The 17,524-nt window shown below is 72.4% G+C and carries 16 protein-coding genes; 8 read left to right on the top strand and 8 right to left on the bottom strand.

Features of this window, described 5'->3' with window-relative positions; all coding sequences use genetic code 11:
• Nucleotides 1–15: 15 nt before the first annotated feature.
• The 4 genes from KBY32_RS32175 to KBY32_RS32160 form a co-directional block, all read right to left on the bottom strand.
• Nucleotides 16–2,031 (bottom strand): TerD family protein, encoded by a 2,016-nt coding sequence (locus KBY32_RS32175; RefSeq protein WP_210982563.1) that lies wholly within the window; start codon nucleotides 2,029–2,031, stop codon nucleotides 16–18.
• 53 nt (nucleotides 2,032–2,084) lie between these two features.
• Complete coding sequence (locus KBY32_RS32170; protein ID WP_055621492.1) at nucleotides 2,085–2,663, bottom strand: TerD family protein; 579 nt, start codon at nucleotides 2,661–2,663, stop codon at nucleotides 2,085–2,087.
• Nucleotides 2,664–2,830: 167 nt separating this feature from the next.
• Nucleotides 2,831–4,975: an excinuclease ABC subunit UvrB gene (gene uvrB, locus KBY32_RS32165; protein WP_055621493.1), complete on the bottom strand. Its 2,145-nt coding sequence runs from the start codon at nucleotides 4,973–4,975 to the stop codon at nucleotides 2,831–2,833.
• A 40-nt stretch (nucleotides 4,976–5,015) separates the two neighbouring features.
• Nucleotides 5,016–5,879 carry an MHYT domain-containing protein gene (locus KBY32_RS32160; RefSeq protein ID WP_210982562.1) on the bottom strand — a complete coding sequence of 288 codons (864 nt, stop codon included), beginning with the start codon at nucleotides 5,877–5,879 and terminating at the stop codon, nucleotides 5,016–5,018.
• A gap of 276 nt (nucleotides 5,880–6,155) precedes the next feature.
• Here KBY32_RS32160 and KBY32_RS32155 point away from each other — a divergent pair, with 276 nt between their 5' ends.
• The 4 genes from KBY32_RS32155 to fdhA all read left to right on the top strand — a co-directional run bounded on the left by KBY32_RS32155 (nucleotide 6,156) and on the right by fdhA (nucleotide 10,618).
• Nucleotides 6,156–7,031: a glycerophosphodiester phosphodiesterase family protein gene (locus KBY32_RS32155; protein WP_055621495.1), complete on the top strand. Its 876-nt coding sequence runs from the start codon at nucleotides 6,156–6,158 to the stop codon at nucleotides 7,029–7,031.
• Nucleotides 7,032–7,078: 47 nt separating this feature from the next.
• A complete protein-coding gene (locus tag KBY32_RS32150) occupies nucleotides 7,079–7,633 on the top strand; it encodes a methylated-DNA--[protein]-cysteine S-methyltransferase (protein WP_055621496.1) in 555 nt (184 codons plus the stop codon).
• 300 nt (nucleotides 7,634–7,933) lie between these two features.
• Nucleotides 7,934–9,214, top strand: a complete 1,281-nt coding sequence (locus KBY32_RS32145) for an MFS transporter (RefSeq protein ID WP_210982561.1) — start codon at nucleotides 7,934–7,936, stop codon at nucleotides 9,212–9,214.
• A gap of 177 nt (nucleotides 9,215–9,391) precedes the next feature.
• Entirely contained in the window at nucleotides 9,392–10,618 is a 1,227-nt protein-coding gene (fdhA, locus tag KBY32_RS32140; RefSeq protein ID WP_055621498.1) for a formaldehyde dehydrogenase, glutathione-independent, read from the top strand.
• 86 nt (nucleotides 10,619–10,704) lie between these two features.
• Here the strand turns inward: fdhA and KBY32_RS32135 are convergent, their stop codons facing one another.
• Nucleotides 10,705–11,133, bottom strand: coding sequence for a VOC family protein (locus tag KBY32_RS32135; RefSeq protein WP_210982603.1), 429 nt, complete (start codon nucleotides 11,131–11,133; stop codon nucleotides 10,705–10,707).
• A gap of 99 nt (nucleotides 11,134–11,232) precedes the next feature.
• Here KBY32_RS32135 and KBY32_RS32130 point away from each other — a divergent pair, with 99 nt between their 5' ends.
• Both KBY32_RS32130 and KBY32_RS32125 read left to right on the top strand, forming a co-directional pair.
• Nucleotides 11,233–12,141, top strand: a complete 909-nt coding sequence (locus KBY32_RS32130; protein ID WP_181890296.1) for a pseudouridine-5'-phosphate glycosidase — start codon at nucleotides 11,233–11,235, stop codon at nucleotides 12,139–12,141.
• Nucleotides 12,138–13,058, top strand: coding sequence for a carbohydrate kinase family protein (locus tag KBY32_RS32125; protein ID WP_210982560.1), 921 nt, complete (start codon nucleotides 12,138–12,140; stop codon nucleotides 13,056–13,058). The genes KBY32_RS32130 and KBY32_RS32125 overlap by 4 nt, the downstream gene beginning before the upstream one ends.
• Before the next feature lie 16 nt (nucleotides 13,059–13,074).
• Here the strand turns inward: KBY32_RS32125 and KBY32_RS32120 are convergent, their stop codons facing one another.
• Nucleotides 13,075–13,887, bottom strand: coding sequence for a methyltransferase domain-containing protein (locus KBY32_RS32120; protein ID WP_055621501.1), 813 nt, complete (start codon nucleotides 13,885–13,887; stop codon nucleotides 13,075–13,077).
• Between the two features lie 293 nt (nucleotides 13,888–14,180).
• Here KBY32_RS32120 and KBY32_RS32115 point away from each other — a divergent pair, with 293 nt between their 5' ends.
• A complete protein-coding gene (locus KBY32_RS32115; RefSeq protein WP_210982559.1) occupies nucleotides 14,181–15,308 on the top strand; it encodes a magnesium and cobalt transport protein CorA in 1,128 nt (375 codons plus the stop codon).
• Nucleotides 15,309–15,420: 112 nt separating this feature from the next.
• Here the strand turns inward: KBY32_RS32115 and KBY32_RS32110 are convergent, their stop codons facing one another.
• Both KBY32_RS32110 and KBY32_RS32105 read right to left on the bottom strand, forming a co-directional pair.
• Nucleotides 15,421–15,858: a CBS domain-containing protein gene (locus KBY32_RS32110; RefSeq protein ID WP_108706373.1), complete on the bottom strand. Its 438-nt coding sequence runs from the start codon at nucleotides 15,856–15,858 to the stop codon at nucleotides 15,421–15,423.
• A gap of 218 nt (nucleotides 15,859–16,076) precedes the next feature.
• Nucleotides 16,077–16,709: a uridine kinase gene (locus KBY32_RS32105; RefSeq protein WP_210982558.1), complete on the bottom strand. Its 633-nt coding sequence runs from the start codon at nucleotides 16,707–16,709 to the stop codon at nucleotides 16,077–16,079.
• Between the two features lie 152 nt (nucleotides 16,710–16,861).
• Here KBY32_RS32105 and KBY32_RS32100 point away from each other — a divergent pair.
• Nucleotides 16,862–17,524, top strand: a 663-nt coding sequence (locus KBY32_RS32100; protein ID WP_210982557.1) for a DUF2293 domain-containing protein, incomplete at its 3' end; no start/stop codon positions are given.

The raw sequence follows: 17,524 nt of genomic DNA, 5'->3' as shown, positions 1-17,524 counted from the left end.
CAGGTCAGGAGCCTTTTACCAATGCTTGGCGCGGGCGGCGGCGACCTGGGTGAGCACCTGCTGGAGCACCTGGCTGCCGGGCGGTACCAGCGGGGGCACATAGGTCCAGGCGTGCCCGACCCACGGGTCGGCCAGGTGGTCGTCCGGCACCGGGGTCAGCCGCAGCAGCGCCCGCCACAGGGGGTCGAGCAGCGGGCCGTAGCCCGCGGCGTCCTCACGGTCGGCGACCATCATCAGGTGGACGCCGACCGCCGGGCCCTCGTCGGCGAGGTAGCGCAGCTGGGTCACGGCCCGGTCGTCGAAGCCGTGCGGGAAGTCGTTGACGATCAGCAGTTGCTGGGAGGTGTCGAAGCCGGGCGGGAGGGCGTCGGGCGCTCCGCCGCGCAGTGCCATCTGGATCAGGTCGACGCGCTGGGTCAGGCGGGCCAGGACGTCCGCGACACCGGCCGCGCCCGCCGCGGGCGGACCCGCGAGCACGCCCGTCTGCACGAGCGGAGCGAGGGCCTGCGCGCCCGAACCCGCGGGGTCGATGACATGCACGGTGAACTCGCCGGCCGGATAGACGGCGAGGAGGCGTGCCGCGTGTGCCACGGCCGTGTCCATCGCGAGGCGGCGCAGGTCGTGGGCGTCGGTGAAGGAGCCGTCGAGCGAGGCGGCGCGGCCGCTGTCGATCCACAGGCCGCGCTCCAGCGGGAGCCGGATCAGCATGGGGATCCGCAGGTCGGCGCTCTCGGGCAGATGGAGGTCGCCCAGGCGGACGGCCATGGGGATCTCCATCGGGACGCGGTAGGCGTGCCAGGCCGGGTTGTCCCAGCGGGCGAACGCGGGCGGCAGCGCGGGCTCGACGACCTCGGACTCGGCGGTGAGCTGGGCTATGTCGCGGTCGAGGGCGGCACGGGCCTGGTTGACCAGCTCGGTGTGCCGGGCCTGCGCGGCCTCGCGGGCCGCGTCGCCCTGCCCGCCTATCCTGCTGCGCGGGTCCGACAGGACCTGGTCGAGCTCCTTCTCCATGCGCGACTCGGCGAAGTCGACCGCGCTGCGGTAGGCCGCGGTGGTGCGGGCCAGGTCCTCGAACATGCCCCAGACCTGGTTGTAGAGCCGCTCCTCCATGGACCAGCCGGTGGCGTCACCGGCGACGGGCTGCGGCGGCCTGCCGGGCTCGGCCGGGGGCGCGGTGGGCGGCGGGGGCGGCGGGGCGGAGGTCTGCCGGTGCGGGTGGCTGTAGTCGATGCCGCCGCCGGACGTGGGCGCGGGCTGCTGGGCGCCGTCACCGGCGCCGCTTCCGCCCTGGTACGGGGACTGCGGCGCGGGCTGGCCGGACGCGCCCGGCGACTGGGTGCCGTACGGCGACGTCGGCTGCTGCGGCACGGAGTTGGGCGCGCTCGCGGGGCCGCTCTGGTCCGGGCCGAGGGCGGGGGCGGCGGGCTGCCGGGAGCGGTCGCCGTCCGGGCGGGACGGGGGCGCCGGAACCGAGCGGGCGACTCCCTGGGCGACCGCCTCGTGGATGCCACCGGCGAGTTGACCGGCCTGGGCGAGGCCCTGGTCGGTGAAGAGGTCGGCGAGGCCGCCCGCGTAGCCCTGGCCGATGGCCCGGACCTTCCAGGCGTCCTGGCGGCGGTAGAGCTCCAGGGCGACGACGGCCGACTCGGAGTCGAGACCGGCCACGGTGTAGCTGACGAGCTCGGTGCCGTCGAGGCCCGTGACGGCGACGAACGGGGCGGGGACGGCGCCGAAGCGGGTCGGGCCGCCGACGCCGGTCGGCAGGGCGAGCAGCACACTGATCCGGTGGACGGCCTCCGGCATGGCGTCCAGGTCGACCGCGAGACGGTGGTCGGCGGCCGCCTGCCGGGAGACCTCCAGGCCGGGCAGGGTGGGGGTGCCGGGATGCGCCACCCACTCCACGCCGTGGATCCTGCCCTGCTCGTCGCCGAGCGTGGCGGCCGCCACCATCGGCGTGCCGGCCGAGACCCTGATCTCCAGACGGGACTGGGAGAGCGGGTGGTTCTGCCCCCGCACCAGTTCGGCCGTCATGCCCTCGTCCCCCTGTGTCGTCTGTCGTGTCGTGTGCCGCTCGCCGCGCGGACCTACAGGTGCGGCAGGATCGCCGGCATCAGGTCCTGGAAGGTGCGGCCGTTGGACGGGGTGCCGAGCGCGGTCATCGTCCAGCCCGGGCCCGTGCGGTGCACCTTCGCCATGATCTGGGCCGTGTAGGCGCCGCCGCCCGCGAGCGTGTAGCGGGCCAGCTCCTGGCCGTTGGTCTCGTCGACGAGGCGGCAGAAGGCGTTCTGCACCTCCTGGAAGGTCTGTCCCGTGAAGGAGTTCACGGTGAAGACGATCTGGTCGATGTGGACCGGGATACGCGCGAGGTCGACGAGGATGGCCTCGTCGTCCCCGCCCTGGCCGACACCGCCGACGAGGTTGTCACCGGTGTGACGGACCGAGCCGTCGTCGCTCACCAGGTGACGGAAGAAGACGACGTCGACCGGCTGCTTGTCCGCGAAGAGGACCGCGGAGGCGTCGAGGTCGATCTCCCGCGTACGCGAACCGAACAGGCCGCGCCGGGGAGCCGCCTGCCAGCCGAGACCCATGCGCACCGCGGTCAGGCTGCCCCCGTCGTTCTTCTGCAGACTGATGGCCTGACCCTTGGTCATGTTGACGGTCACGTGCTGATTCCCCTCTCGAACAGTCCCCTGTTGCCCGCGGGCTCCGCGGATGACGAGAACCCTACGCAGGGGCACTGACAGTGACGTACCCCGGTCCCCACTTTGTGTCGGTCTTGCAACACTGCGCGTACGCGCGGGCCTGGTCACAGGCCGAGGGCGTGGGCCGGTCAGGCGAGTCCGGCCTCCTTCATCTGACGCAGTTCCTTCTTCATCTCGGAGACCTCGTCGCGCAGTCGGGCGGCGATCTCGAACTGCAGGTCCGCGGCGGCGGCGCGCATACGCTCCGTCAGTTCCTCGATCTGCTGGGCGAGCTCGGCCGCCGGCTGGTCGGTCGGCACCGTCTCCTTGGCCTTCGCCTTGCCCTTGGCCGGCTTCGCCGCCTGGGCGGCCTTGCCGCCCAGCGACGGCACCGGCGCCTTGGTGCCCCGGCCGTCCTTCTTGGCCCGGTAGCCGGTGCCGAGCAGCTGCTCGGTGTCGACGTCCTCGCGGGCGATCTGCGCGACGATGTCGTTGATCTTCTTGCGCAGCGGCTGGGGGTCGATGCCGCGCTCCTCGTTGTACGCGATCTGCTTCTCGCGGCGGCGGTTGGTCTCGTCGATGGCCTTCTCCATCGCCGGCGTGATCTTGTCCGCGTACATATGGACCTCGCCGGAGACGTTGCGCGCCGCGCGGCCGATGGTCTGGATGAGGGACGTGCCGGAGCGCAGGAAGCCCTCCTTGTCCGCGTCGAGGATGGCCACCAGGGACACCTCGGGCAGGTCGAGGCCCTCCCGCAGGAGGTTGATGCCGACGAGGACGTCGAACTCGCCCGCGCGCAGCTCGCGCAGCAGCTCGACGCGGCGCAGGGTGTCGACGTCGCTGTGCAGATAGCGCACCTGGATGCCGAGCTCCAGGAAGTAGTCCGTGAGGTCCTCGGCCATCTTCTTGGTGAGGGTCGTGACCAGGACGCGCTCGTCCTTCTCGACGCGGCCGCGGATCTCGTGGACCAGGTCGTCGATCTGGCCCTCGGTGGGCTTGACGACGACCTGCGGGTCGACGAGGCCGGTGGGGCGGATGATCTGCTCGACATGCCCGTCGGAGCGGGAGAGCTCGTAGGTGCCGGGAGTCGCCGACAGGTAGACGGTCTGCCCGATGCGCTCCTGGAACTCCTCCCACTTCAGCGGGCGGTTGTCCAGGGCCGAGGGCAGACGGAAGCCGTGGTCGACGAGGGTGCGCTTGCGGGAGGCGTCGCCCTCGTACATGGCTCCGATCTGCGGGACGGTGACATGCGACTCGTCGATGACGAGCAGGAAGTCGTCCGGGAAGTAGTCCAGCAGCGTGTTCGGCGGGGAGCCGGGCTCACGGCCGTCGAAGTGCATCGAGTAGTTCTCCACGCCGGAGCAGGTGCCGATCTGGCGGAGCATCTCCAGGTCGTACGTGGTGCGCATGCGCAGGCGCTGGGCCTCCAGCAGCTTGCCCTGCTTCTCCAGCTCGGCGAGGCGCTCGCCGAGCTCCTTCTCGATGTCGTTGACGGCCCGCTCCATGCGCTCGGGGCCGGCGACGTAGTGGGAGGCCGGGAAGACGTACAGCTGCTCGTCGTCGCTGATGATCTCGCCGGTGAGCGGGTGCAGCGTGGACAGGGCCTCGATCTCGTCGCCGAACATCTGGATGCGCACGGCGAGCTCCTCGTAGACCGGGAAGATCTCGATGGTGTCGCCGCGGACCCGGAAGGTGCCCCGGGTGAACGCGAGGTCGTTGCGCGTGTACTGGATATCGACGAAGCGGCGCAGCAGCTCGTCCCGGTCGATCTCCTCGCCGACCCGGAGCGGGACCATGCGGTCCACGTACTCCTGGGGTGTACCGAGGCCGTAGATGCAGGACACCGAGGCGACCACGACGACGTCGCGGCGGGTGAGCAGCGAGTTGGTCGCGGAGTGGCGAAGGCGCTCGACCTCCTCGTTGATCGAGGAGTCCTTCTCGATGTAGGTGTCCGACTGCGGGACGTACGCCTCGGGCTGGTAGTAGTCGTAGTACGAGACGAAGTACTCGACGGCGTTGTTCGGCAGGAGTTCGCGGAACTCGTTCGCCAGCTGGGCGGCCAGCGTCTTGTTCGGCGCCATCACCAGGGTGGGACGCTGGAGCTTCTCGATCATCCACGCGGTGGTCGCGGACTTGCCGGTGCCGGTCGCGCCGAGCAGGACGACGTCCTTCTCCCCGGCCTCGATGCGCCGGGCGAGCTCGGCGATGGCCGCGGGCTGGTCGCCGTTGGGCTGGTAGGGACTGACGACCTCGAAAGGCGCCACCGTGCGTTCGATGCTGGAAACGGGCCGCATGGCATCAACCGTACGACCCCCCACTGACAACGTGGTCTGATCAGTGGTTCTGCGGGGTCCGGGGGGCTCGCCGGACGGTGCGGCGGGCCGTCTGCGCGGGGCGCCGGATCTGGCGCGGGACGGCGGCGCGGGCGGGTACGCCGGGCTTCTCCTCGGCGGGGGCCTCCTCGGGCTGTCCCAGGACCGTCTTCGGGCCGAAGATCATGACGGCTCCGGCGAGGAGCAGGAAGGCGAGCGGGCCGACCAGCATCGGCGCGAGCAGGGAGGCCGGTGAGTCGCCGGGCCCGCCGGCGCCGGTGCCGTGCACGTGGACGCGGAGCGCGGCCATCCCGGTGTAGTGCATCCCGCTGGCGGCGAGGCCCATGACGAGGCTGGCGCCGACGCTCCAGAGCACGCCCCTGACCTGCCCGGCGGCCCAGAGCGCCGCGGTGGCCGCGAGCATCGCTATGACGACGGAGGCGGCGACGGTCAGCGTGTTGTACTCCAGCCTGCCGTCGAGGCGCAGGCCCGCCATGCCGAGGTAGTGCATGGAGGCGATGCCCAGGCCGGTGATGGTGCCGCCGGTGAACAGGGCCGTCCCGCGCGCGCCGCGGCTGCCGACGATGAAGATGCCGACACCGACCATGACGATGGCCAGGGCGAGGCTGGCGAACGTCATCGGCTTGTCGTAGTGGATCGGGGTCCCGTCGACCGTGAACCCCATCATGGCGATGAAGTGCATGGTCCAGATGCCGGACCCGATGGCTACCGAGCCGAGGGCCAGCCAGGCGGGACGCCGGGATCGCGCGACGAGCATCGATCTGGTGGTGCACCGCAGTCCGAGCGCACCACCGAGGCAGGCCATGAGGTAGGCCACCAGCGGTGTGACGATCCCGTAGCTGAAACCGTCGACCGTCCCCTGCATACGCGGCTGCCCTTCCGCCTGTTTACATCCCGGAATGTTCGAACGTGCGCCCCCTCCCGGGACCGCCCGAGCGGGCCAGGGTTGAGGCAGAGAGTAACCCCCACCGCAAGGGTCGAACGATTCTCCTGCAAAGAAACACGGCCTTGCCCCAGTTGTGCGGCACGAGTGAGCGGGCGGGGCAACTCCGGCTGTTCTGTGGCCGTCCCGTACTCCTTCGTCGTTGACCCTGTGCTGTCAGAGTTGAGCTGACCGTGATCTTCGACACGAGGAGTACGTATGCACGCGCGCGCTGTTGCCGCCACGACGGCCGCACTGCTGGGAACCGCCGCCCTGCTGCTTCCCGCTCCCGCCGCCGGAGCCGGCGTCCGGGCCGAGCGGCCGACGGTCATCGCCCACCGCGGGGCCTCCTCCTATGCGCCCGAGAACACCCTGGCCGCCGTCGACAAGGCCGCCGAGCTGGGCGTCGAGTGGGTCGAGAACGACGTCCAGCGCACCAAGGACGGCGAGCTGGTCGTGATCCACGACGACAACCTGAAGCGCACGACGGACGCCGAGGAGGTCTTCCCCGGCCGCTCCCCGTGGAAGGTGAAGGACTTCACGGCGGCGGAGATCGCCCGGCTGGACGCGGGCAGCTGGTTCGGGCCGGAGTTCGCCGGCGCGCGCGTACCGACGCTCCAGCAGTTCCTGGACCGGACGGAGTCGCACCGCCAGAAGCTGCTGCTGGAGATCAAGAACCCCGGCCTGTACCCGGGCATCGAGCAGCAGATCCTGAAGGTGCTCGGCGACGAGGGCTGGCTCGACGCCTCGCACCTGGCGGGCCGGCTGATCGTGCAGAGCTTCAGCGCCGACAGCGTCCGGGCCGTCCACGACCTGCTGCCCACGGTGAAGACCGGCTTCCTGGGGACGCCGTCCGTGGCGGACCTCTCCCGGTACGCGGCCTTCGCCGACCAGATCAACCCGTCGTACACCACGGTCTCCCCCGGCTATGTCTCCTCCGTCCACGCGTTCGACGGCCCGCACGGGGGGCCGCTGGAGGTGTTCACCTGGACGGTGAACGACGCGGACACGGCCCGGCAGGTCGCCGGGTACGGGGTCGACGGGATCATCACCAACAGTCCGGACGTGGTGCGGGACGCCTTCCCGGCTGCCTGAGCGGTGCTCCGGGGGCGTTGTCAGTGGCGGCCCGTACGGTGAAGCACATGGACAGCCATGGGCAGGACGAGCAGCGGGTGGTGTGGGCCGTCGTCGGCACCGCCATCGGTCCGCTGATGCTGGCCGCCACACCGGACGGCCTGGTCAGCGTCGTGTTCCACGCCACGCCGCAGGTGTGCGGGAAGACGCTGGAGCGGCTCGCGTCGCGGCTGGGCGCCGAGCCGGTCGAGGACCCGGGGTCCGTCCTGCTCGCCGAGCCGATACGTCAGCTGGAGGAGTACTTCGCGGGGAGGCGCCGGGACTTCGAGCTGCCGCTGGACTGGTCCCTGATCTCGGGCTTCAACCGGCAGGTGCTGCGGGAGCTGGCGTCCTCGGTGCGGTTCGGGGCGGTCGTCGGGTACGGCGATCTGGCGGGACGGGTCGGGCAGCCGGGCGCGGCCCAGGCGGTGGGCATGGCGATGGGCGCCAATCCGCTGCCGGTCGTCGTGCCGTGCCACCGGGTCGTGGAGAGCGACGGCGGCATCGGGGGCTTCGGGGGCGGCCTGGAGACCAAGCGGAAGCTGCTGGCGCTGGAAGGGGTCCTGCCGGAGCCGCTGTTCTGACCGGCTCACGGCGTCCGACCGACGTCGTGAGCGACGGTCCGGGCGGAGGTGAGGTGGGTGCCGCGGTCCTGTCGGAGGTAGTCGCGTGAGGCGGCCCGGCCGGAGGTAAGCCGTGCGCCACGGTCCGGCCGGAGGTAAATCGTTGAGGCGGTCCGGCCGGAGGTAATCGGTTGGGCCGGCGCATCGGAGGGGGGAGACTACGCCAGTGACGACGACATTTTTCACCCGCCCGTACGCGGCCGGTCCGGTGTGTCGCCTTGCGCCGTCCGGCTGGACGCGCGCCGGCTCCGGGCGGCTGTCATGACGAGCGTGGAGCGGGCGGCCGTGCCGGTGACGCCCCAGGACCTCGCGGCCCTGCGACGGCGGACGTCGGCCGTGCTGATGGCGACGCAGATCCTCGGCGGCCTCGGCGTGGCCACCGGCATCGCGCTCGCCGCGGTCCTCGCCAAGGAGGTCAGCGGCACCGAGTCGCTGTCGGGGCTCGCGCCCACCGCGACCGTCGCGGGGACGGCGGTGCTGTCGATGCCGCTGGCCGCGCTGATGACCGCGCGCGGGCGCCGTCCCGGGCTCGTCCTGGCCTATCTGATCGGTGCCGTGGGCGCCGGGGTCAGCGTGCTCGCGGCCCGGGCCGCGAGTTTCCCGCTGCTGCTGTTCGGGCTGGCACTGTTCGGCGCCGCCTCCTCGGCGAACCTCCAGGCCCGCTTCGCGGCCGCCGACCTGGCCGAGCCCGAGCAGCGGGCCCGCGCCATCTCCCTGGTCGTGTGGGCGACCACCATCGGCGCGGTGATCGGCCCGAACATCGCGGCACCCGCCGGGCGCAGCGTCACCGGCCTGGGGATACCAGAGGCGGCGGGTCCGTTCCTGTGGGCGGCGGGGATCTTCCTGCTGTCCGCGGTCGTGGTGGCCGTACTGCTGCGACCGGACCCGCTGCTGACGGCGCGTGCCCTCGCACCGGCCGAGGAGCAGACGCCCGCCGGGCGCTCGCTGCGCGCCGGCATGGCGGCCGTGGCCGCCTCGCCGCGGGCCCGGCTGGCGATCGTGGCGGTCGCCGTGGCGCACACCGCGATGGTGTCGGTCATGTCGATGACCCCGGTCGACCTTGAGCATCACGGCGCCGGGATCGAGCTGATCGGCCTCGTCATCAGCGGGCACATCGCGGGCATGTACGCCTTCGCCCCGCTGATGGGACGGCTGTCGGACCGGCTGGGCCGGCTGTCCGGGATAGGGCTGGCCGTGGGGCTGCTGGCGTGCGCGGTGCTCCTCGCCGGTACGGCGGGCGGCCGGCACGGGCAGACGGCCGCCGGCCTGTTCGTGCTGGGTCTCGGCTGGTCGGCCGGTCTGGTCTCGGGTTCGGCGCTCCTCACGGACTCCGTGCCGCAAGCCGCGCGGGCGGCCGCGCAGGGCCTGTCGGACCTCGTCATGAACGCCTCGGCGGGCATAGGCGGCGCGGCCGCCGGCCTGGTCGTCGCCACGGCGAGCTACGTGTGGCTGAACTTCTTCGCCGCCTGCCTGCTGCTGCCGCTGGCGGCGCTGGCCCTGTTCACGCGGGGTGGGCGGAGCAAGGCCGCCGCGGGCGACTGATCCGGCGCCCCGCCGCCGAACAGGGGCTGTTCCAGGCCGTCATGGACGTTCGGCGGCCCGTGACCGCGTGACGGCTGGCCGGACGGCTCGAGCGGTAGCAGACTCGGATGTGCGCGCAGCCGCTGGTATCCGACTGGCTCCCGGAAGAGACGGGAGCCGAAGGGACGGAGATCACGCATGAGCGGAAACAGGGCAGTGGCGTATCTGAAGCCGGGCGCGGTCGAGGTCAGGACCATCGACTATCCGACGCTCGAGCTCAAGGACGGTCCAGGAGTCCATCCTGCCAACGTCGGCCGTGTGTGCCGGCACGGGGTGATCCTCAAGGTCCTCGCGACCAACATCTGCGGAAGCGACCAGCACATGGTGCGCGGGCGGACGACCGCGCCGGAGGGGCTGGTCCTCGGACACGAGATCACCGGAGAGATCGTCGAACGGGGCCCCGACGTCGAGTTCCTCGACGTGGGCGACATCGTCTCCGTACCGTTCAACATCGCCTGTGGGCGCTGCCGCAACTGCAAGGAGCGCAAGACGGGCATCTGTCTGAACGTCAACCCGGCCCGGCCGGGCGCCGCGTACGGCTATGTCGACATGGGCGGCTGGGTCGGCGGGCAGGCCGAGTACGTGATGGTCCCCTACGCGGACTTCAACGCGTTGAAGTTCCCCGACCGGGAGCAGGCGCTCGAGAAGCTGCTCGACCTGACCATGCTGTCGGATATCTTCCCGACCGGCTTCCACGGTGTGGTCAGTTCGGGTGCCGGTGTCGGGTCGACGGTGTACATCGCCGGGGCGGGCCCGGTGGGGCTCGCGGCCGCCGCCGCGGCGCAGCTGCTGGGCGCCGCCGTCGTCGTCGTCGGTGACCTGAACGCCGAACGCCTCGCGCAGGCGCGCAGCTTCGGGTGCGAGACGGTCGACGTCTCGCAGGGCACCGTCGAGGACCAGCTCGCGCAGATCCTCGGGGAGCCCGAGGTGGACGCCGCGGTCGACGCGGTCGGCTTCGAGGCCCGGGGCCACGGCAAGGACGCCGGGGAGGCGCCCGCCACGGTCCTCAACTCCCTGATGGGCATCACGCGCGCGGGTGGTGCGCTCGGCATTCCCGGCCTGTACGTCACGGACGACCCGGGCGGTGTCGACCAGGACGCGCAGACCGGCACGCTGAAGGTGCGCCTCGGCCTCGGCTGGGCCAAGAGCCACACCCTCACGACGGGGCAGTGCCCCGTCATGAAGTACCACCGGGGCCTGATGATGGCGATCCTGCACGAGCGCGTCCACATCGCGAAGGCGGTCAACGCCACCGTGATCGGCCTGGAGGACGCGCCGACCGGCTACGCCGAGTTCGACCAGGGCGCCAGCCGGAAGTACGTGCTCAATCCGCACGGAGCGCTGGACGGCGTACAGCCGGTCTGACGTCTGACCCGTGGGAAGGGGGCCACGCGCGCGTGGCCCCCTTTCGCGGTCCGCCGGTCCCGCCGGTCAGTCGTGGTCAGCCGGGGTCAGTCGTAGTGGCGGGCCTCGAAGACATTGCCGTCGGGGTCACGGAAGTAGAAGCTCCGGGTGGCGTTCCCGCGGGCGCCGAAGGAGTTCTCCGAGACGTCCGACACCGGTGTGCCGCCCTCATCGAGGCGGGCGCGCAAGGCGTCGAAGTCCTCGCCGGGCAGGGCGAGGCAGACGTGGTTGACGGGGTGGCCGGCGCTCTCGGTGGCGCCGGGCAGCATCTTCATCCGCTCGGCCATGGCGAGCGGCATGAGGTCGATGATCGTCTCCTCGTTGAGGCGGACGGAGGGGAACGGGACCGATCCCGCGGTGAACTCGGCGAGCCGTACGGGCTCCATGCCGACGGCCTTCTCGTAGAAGCCGGCCGCCGCCTCCGGGTCGCTGACCCAGAGGACTACGTGGTCGAGACGTGCGGTGTTGTCCTTCATGCGCTCCAGGCTGGTGTCCTCTTCCACAGGCCGCAAGGGTTTGACGGGGCGTGTGGCCCGCCAGGGATGAGGGTGTACCGACGGACAGGAGGCAGTCGCGTGGTGCTGGTGGTGTCGGAGGAAGTACGGGACGCGGTCGACGCGCGTCGTCCGGTGGTGGCCCTGGAATCCACGATCATCGCGCACGGGCTGCCCCGTCCGCGCAACCTCCAGGTGGCGCTGGAACTGGAGGACGTCGTACGGCGGGAGGGTGCGGTCCCCGCGACGATCGCCGTGCTGGACGGACGGCCGCACGTCGGCCTGGACAAGCAGCAGTTGGAGCGGATCGCCAACGAGGACGGGATCCGGAAGCTGGGGCACCGGGACCTGCCGCTCGCGGTGGCGGCCGGGGCGAGCGGGGCGACGACGGTGTCGGCGACCGCCCAGCTGGCGGCCCTCGCCGGGGTCCGGGTGTTCGCGACGGGCGGCCTGGGCGGGGTGCACCGGGAGTGGACGGTCACGCAGGACGAGTCGGCCGACCTGGGGCTGCTGGCGCGGACCCGCGTCACGGTGGTGTGCGCGGGCGTGAAGTCGATCCTGGACGTCCCGGCCACGCTGCAGCGGCTGGAGACCCTGGGGATCGCGGTGGCCGGCTACGGCACCGATCGCTTTCCCGGCTTCTATCTGTCCGACTCGGGGCACCCCGTGGACTGGACCCTGCGCTCGCCCCGGGAGGTGGCCGAGGTGATGCGCGCGCAGGACAGCCTCGACGGGCCCGCGTCGGCGCTGATCGTCGCCAACCCGGTACCGGAGGAGGAGCAGCTCGATCCGGAGCTGCACGCGCGTGTGCTCGCCGACGCGCTGCACGCGTGCGAGGAGCGCGGCGTGACCGGCCAGGCCGTCACCCCGTTCCTCCTGGACTACCTGGTACGGCACACCGACGGCGCCTCCCTGAGCGCCAACCTGGCGGCGGTGCGCGGCAACGTACGACTGGCGGGGCGGATCGCGGCGGCCTGGACCGGGGTGTGAGCGTCCCGGGGTCCTCCCCCGGCGCCCTGCTGGTCGTCGGGGATGTGGTGACGGACGTCATCGCCCGCCATCACGGGCCGCTCGCCTCCGGCACGGACACGGCGGCGGCCATCCGGACGGTGCCGGGCGGCGCGGGCGCCAACGTGGCCTGCTGGGCGGCGTACCGGGGCTGCGCGGACGTACGGCTGCTGGGCCGGGTCGGAGCGGACGCGGCGGACTGGCACGAGCGGGAGCTGACGGCCGGCGGCGTACGGCCACTGCTCGTCGTGGACCCGCAGGCGCCGACCGGAACGGTGATCTGCCTGGTCGACGGCGGTGCGGCCGCCGAGCGGACGTTCCTCACGGACAGCGGCGCGTCCCTGAGACTGGGACCCGAGGACTGGTCGGAGGGCCTGCTCGACGGGGTGGGTCACCTGCATCTGTCGGGGTATCTGCTGTTCTCGGATACGAGCCGGGCGCTGGTGGCGGCGGCTCTGCGGTCGGCACGCGCGCGGGGCGTACCGGTGAGCCTGGATCCGGCGTCGGCCGGATTTCTGGTGCGGCTGGGCGCCGACCGGTTCCTGGAGGCGGTGGCGGGGGTGGACCTCCTGCTGCCCAGCCGGGACGAGGCCCGGCTGCTCACGGGGACGGCCGACGCGGCGCGGGCGGCGGCCGAACTGAGCCGCAGGGTGCCGTTGGTGGTCGCCAAGCAGGGCGCGGACGGTGCGCTGGTGGCGCGGGACGGCGCCGTGTGCGCCCGTGTTCCGGCGGAACCGGCGGAGGCGCGGGACACGACCGGTGCGGGGGACGCCTTCACGGGCGCCTTCCTCGTCGCACTGCTCGCGGGCGCCGGCCCCGAGGAGGCGGCACGGGCGGGATGCCGGGCCGGTGCCATGGCCGTACAACAGGTGGGCGGCAGACCGCCGTCGGCGGGTTGAGGTCCGCGGGCGCCGGTCAGCCGCCGGTCTCCTCCGGCGCCTTGCGTCCCCATGCCGAGATCATCGGGGCGGTGGCCAGATCCATGCCGCCGGCGGCCACGTTGGCGAGGTGACGGTCGATGTCCTCGTCGGTGGCGATGCCCTCGGTGACCAGCCGGTCCCGGATCTGCCGGACGGTGGCGGACTCCAGGGCCGCGCAGGCGGGCGAGGCCAGGGGGAAGTACGCGTCGGCCTCCACCCGCAGCAGTCCGGCCTCGCGCAGCAGACGCGGCAGCCGGCGGCCGTAGGAGAGGTCGGCGCCGCGCTCGGCGAGCAGGGTGCGGAAGCCGTTGCGCAGCCGGTTCGCGAGCTGCTGCTCCGGGCCGTGGTCCTCGGGGCAGAGCAGGGGCTGCATCGCCGGGTCGGCGTCCTCGATCAGGAGGCGGCCACCGGGGCGCAGCGAGTCGATCATGGACCGCAACGCCCGTTCCCGGTCCGGCACATGAACCAGGACGAGCCGGGCGTGCACCAGGTCGAAGCCCTCCTCCGGGGGTTCGTCGGCGGCGACGTCGTGCACGAGCACCTCGACCGGCGGGCGGGCCGCGGGGGTGAGCCGGGAGGTGTCGATGTCGGTGGCGACGACGCGCCCGGTGGGGCCGACCTTCTTGGCCAGCCAGGACACCACCGAGGTGCCTCCGGCGCCCACCTCCCAGCAGCGCCAGCCGGCGCCGACGCCGAGTCGTTCGAGGTGCCGGAACGTCGTGGGGTCGAAGAGTGCGGCGAAGGCGTCGAAGCGCTCGGCTGCCTCGGCCTGCCGGTTGTCGAGGAGGTATCCGTCGGTTCGCGTCATGCCCCGATCATCCCAGTTGCCGCCCTTGTCCGAGGAGGGCGACGCTCGGCGCTGCCGCCCCGAATTTCGGCTTCCCCACTCACGAGGGACGGGGGTGCGGGCCTCCGGCGACGGGGGTGCGGGCGCTTCGTCCACAGGCGGGAACCAAGCGGAATGTGCTGCTCCCACAGGCTTTCCCGCGTCTCACCCCCACCTGGCAGACTGACGGGCCATGACGCGGTGTGCGGCGCAGCTTGTGCCGCTGCCGGCCGTTCAGAGGACCCGCGCAGGCAAGCCGACGCAGGGAGTTGCAGATGTCCATGGCAGGGAATCTGCGCAAGGTCACCGGCCTTTCGAAGGTTGGCGGTCTGCGCAAGGTGGCACGGCTGACTCGTCGGCGTCCGCGCGTCGATCTGAGTCACCCGGCCAGATCCCCGCTGGGCTCCTCCGTCGTGAACTGCGTGACGTACCAGGACGGCAGGCGGGTCCCGGACAGCGGCGACGTGGCCGACGCCCTGAAGCGGGTGCGCAAGCGCGGCGGCGGATTCGTCTGGCTCGGGCTGCACGAGCCGACGGCCGAGGAGTTCACGGGGATCGCGGAGCTGTTCGCCCTGCATCCGCTGGCCGTCGAGGACGCGGTCGAGGCGCATCAGCGGCCCAAGCTGGAGCGGTACGACGACACGCTGTTCGCCGTGTTCAAGACGGTCTGCTACGTCGAGCACGAGGAGCTCACGGCGACCAGCGAGGTCGTGGACACGGGCGAGATCATGCTGTTCGTCGGGCATGACTTCGTGATCACCGTGCGGCACGGACGGCACGGCTCGCTCGGCCCGTTGCGCGAGGAGCTGGAGGCGAACGCCGAGCAGCTCACCCAGGGACCGGCCGCGGTGCTGCACGCGATCGCGGACCATGTCGTGGACGACTATCTGAGCGTCATCGACTCCGTGCAGGAGGACATCGACAAGGTCGAGACGGACGTCTTCGCGGAGGACGGCGCACGGGCCGACCCGGGCCGGATATACCAGCTCAAGCGTGAACTCCTGGAACTGAAGCGGGCCGTGGTGCCGCTCAGCCGCCCCCTGGAGGAACTGGCCACCGTGCCGATCCGGGTGGTGGCCCCGGAGATACAGGCGTACTTCCGGGACGTCTCCGACCATCTGCTGCGGGCCAAGGAGCAGCTGTTCTCCTTCGACGAACTGCTGAACTCGATCCTCCAGGCGCACCTGGCCCAGGTCACCGTCGCCCAGAACGAGGACATGCGGAAGATCACGGCGTGGGCCGCGATCGTCGCCGTGCCGACCATGGTGTGCGGGGTGTACGGGATGAACTTCGAGCACATGCCGGAGCTGCGGTGGACGTTCGGCTACCCGCTCGTCCTGAGCGTCATATCCGTGGCGTGTGTGGTGCTGTACCGCGGGTTCCGTCGCAACGGCTGGTTGTGAGGGAGGACGGGGAGAGCGCGGACGAGGCGAGGGCGGACGGGCACCGACACGCCCCCGTCCGGCTCGGCCTGCCGGGCAGGGGCGTCCGGGAGGTGACCCCGTCGGCCGGTGGTCAGTGCGTCATCGTCTCGCCGCTGCGGGAGTAGACGCTCTCGGCCCAGTGACCGACGTCGCTCTCCGGCAGGTTCCGGGCGAGGTCGGCCTCGCTGATCATGCCGACGAGCCGCTTGTCCTCGATGACCGGGAGGCGGCGGATCTGGTGGTCCGTCATCTCGCGGAGGACATCGCTGATGTCGGCGTCCGCCTCGATCCAGCGTGGGGTCCCCTGGGCCATCTCGCCTGCGGTGACCTTGCTCGGGTCGTGGCCCATGGCCACACAGCCGACGACGATGTCGCGGTCGGTGAGGATGCCGCAGAGCCGTTCGTTCTGATCGCTGATGGGCAGGGCTCCGACGCCCAGGTCGCGCATCAGCTGGGCGGCCCGGTCCAGCGTCTCGTGGGCCGGGATCCACTGGGCGCCGCGGTGCATGATGTCTCCGGCAGTGGTCATGGATTACCTCCCGTTGCCGGACGGCCGGCGCGGCGCGGGACGCACCGCTAGTCCCGGCGCAGTCAATTGTCGCCGGGGGGTGGAGCCCACGCACCTGGAGAGCGTTGGGGGTCGGGGGCTGGGCTGGGGTGGCGCCCGAGGGCTGAGCGGCGCCGGGGGCCGGGATACCGGGGCGCGGGGGCAGCCGGGTGCGCGGGTCGGCCGGGCCGGCGTGTGGGTCAGCCGGTCCAGGCGGGGTGGCGGGGGTCGTCGGCGCGGATCAGGACGTCGGCCGTGGCGGCCGGGTCGGTCTCGCGGTCGTAGCGCTCGAAGGCCGGCAGGGTCCACTGGTCGGCCTCGGAGGTGCGGCGGCGCAGCGCGCCGGGAGAGAGGAGGACGTGGACGGTCAGGTCGAAGGGGAACCAGTGCCGCAGCAGGAGGGGTCCGTGGAGCAACAGCACACCGCCGGGCGGGAGTGGGGTGTAGTCGCTGCGGGTCGCCCGGTCCGTGACCGGGTCCCACAGGTCGGGCAGGACGCGGCCGTCGCCGCCGGGTTCGAGGGGGCCGAAGACCTCGCGCCACAGGGCGCCGGTGTCGAGCCAGCCGTCGTAGTAGGCGTCCACGTCCTGGTGCCCATACTCCAGGCGGACCGAGGCGGGCCGCAGGAAGCCTTCCGCGCCCACGGTGAGGGCGGGGCGGCCGCGTACACGCAGCGCCTCGGCCACCCGTTCGGCCAGCTCGTCCGGGCGGGCCGCCGGGGCACCGTCGAGGGCCACCCGCGGCCAGGCGCCGCCGTCGGCCGGCTTCAGGTCGAGGAGCCGCTCGGCCAGACGGTCGGCGAGCCGCTCCCAGGTGATCGCTTCGAGTCGCACACGGCCCATGATGCGGCAGGGGGCGGGCGCGGGGCCCGGCGGCCCTGGCGCCGGCCTGGACCCGGGCACGGGCGCGCACACGGGCACGGAAAGGCGACGTCGGAGGTGGGCGGGGGCGTTCCTCGCCGGGGAGGAGGGGGGATCACCTGAGCATGCCACGCTCGGCCACGCCCTCGTCACGCACCGGTCCCCTCGTCGTGCAGCCCCTCAAGCGGCGGCACTGCGCGGAGTGCCGGACGGGGCCGCTGCGGATGCTCGTACTGGAGGACGGGACGCCGCGGTGCCTCGACTGTGCCGACCTAGGGCACCTGGTGTTCCTGCCGCGCGGCGACACCGCGTTGACCCGCCGGTCGCGGGAGGAGAGCGGACTGTCCGCGGTGGTCGTGCGCTTCAACCGGCGCAAGGGCCGGTACGAGCGGCAGGGCGTGCTGGTGGAGGAGGCGGGGCTCGCCCGGGCGGAGCGGCGCTGCCTGGCCGACGCGCAGGCCCGGCGGCGGCGCCGGGCACGGGACGCACGGCGCCGGGAGCGGGAGGACGCGCGGTTCGCGGAGGCGTTCGCGGCGGAGATACGGCGGCTGTTCCCGGGGTGCCCTCCGGAGCGGGCGCGGGACATCGCCGGACACGCCTCGGTGCGGGGCAGCGGCCGGGTGGGGCGCAGTGCGGCGGGGCGCGCGCTGTCCGAGGGCGCCGTCACCTCGGCGGTGGCGGCGTCGGTACGGCACTGGGACACGCCGTACGACGAGCTGCTGATGAGCGGGGTGCCGCGGCATGAGGCTCGCCGGCGGCTCGGGACCGCGGTGGAGGGGGTGCTGCGG

The organism is Streptomyces sp. RK62 (genome assembly GCF_018070255.1).
Lineage (GTDB): Bacteria > Actinomycetota > Actinomycetes > Streptomycetales > Streptomycetaceae > Streptomyces > Streptomyces nigra.
Note: the sequence above shows the minus strand (reverse complement) of the source record. Positions and strands in the feature narration are given on the sequence as shown.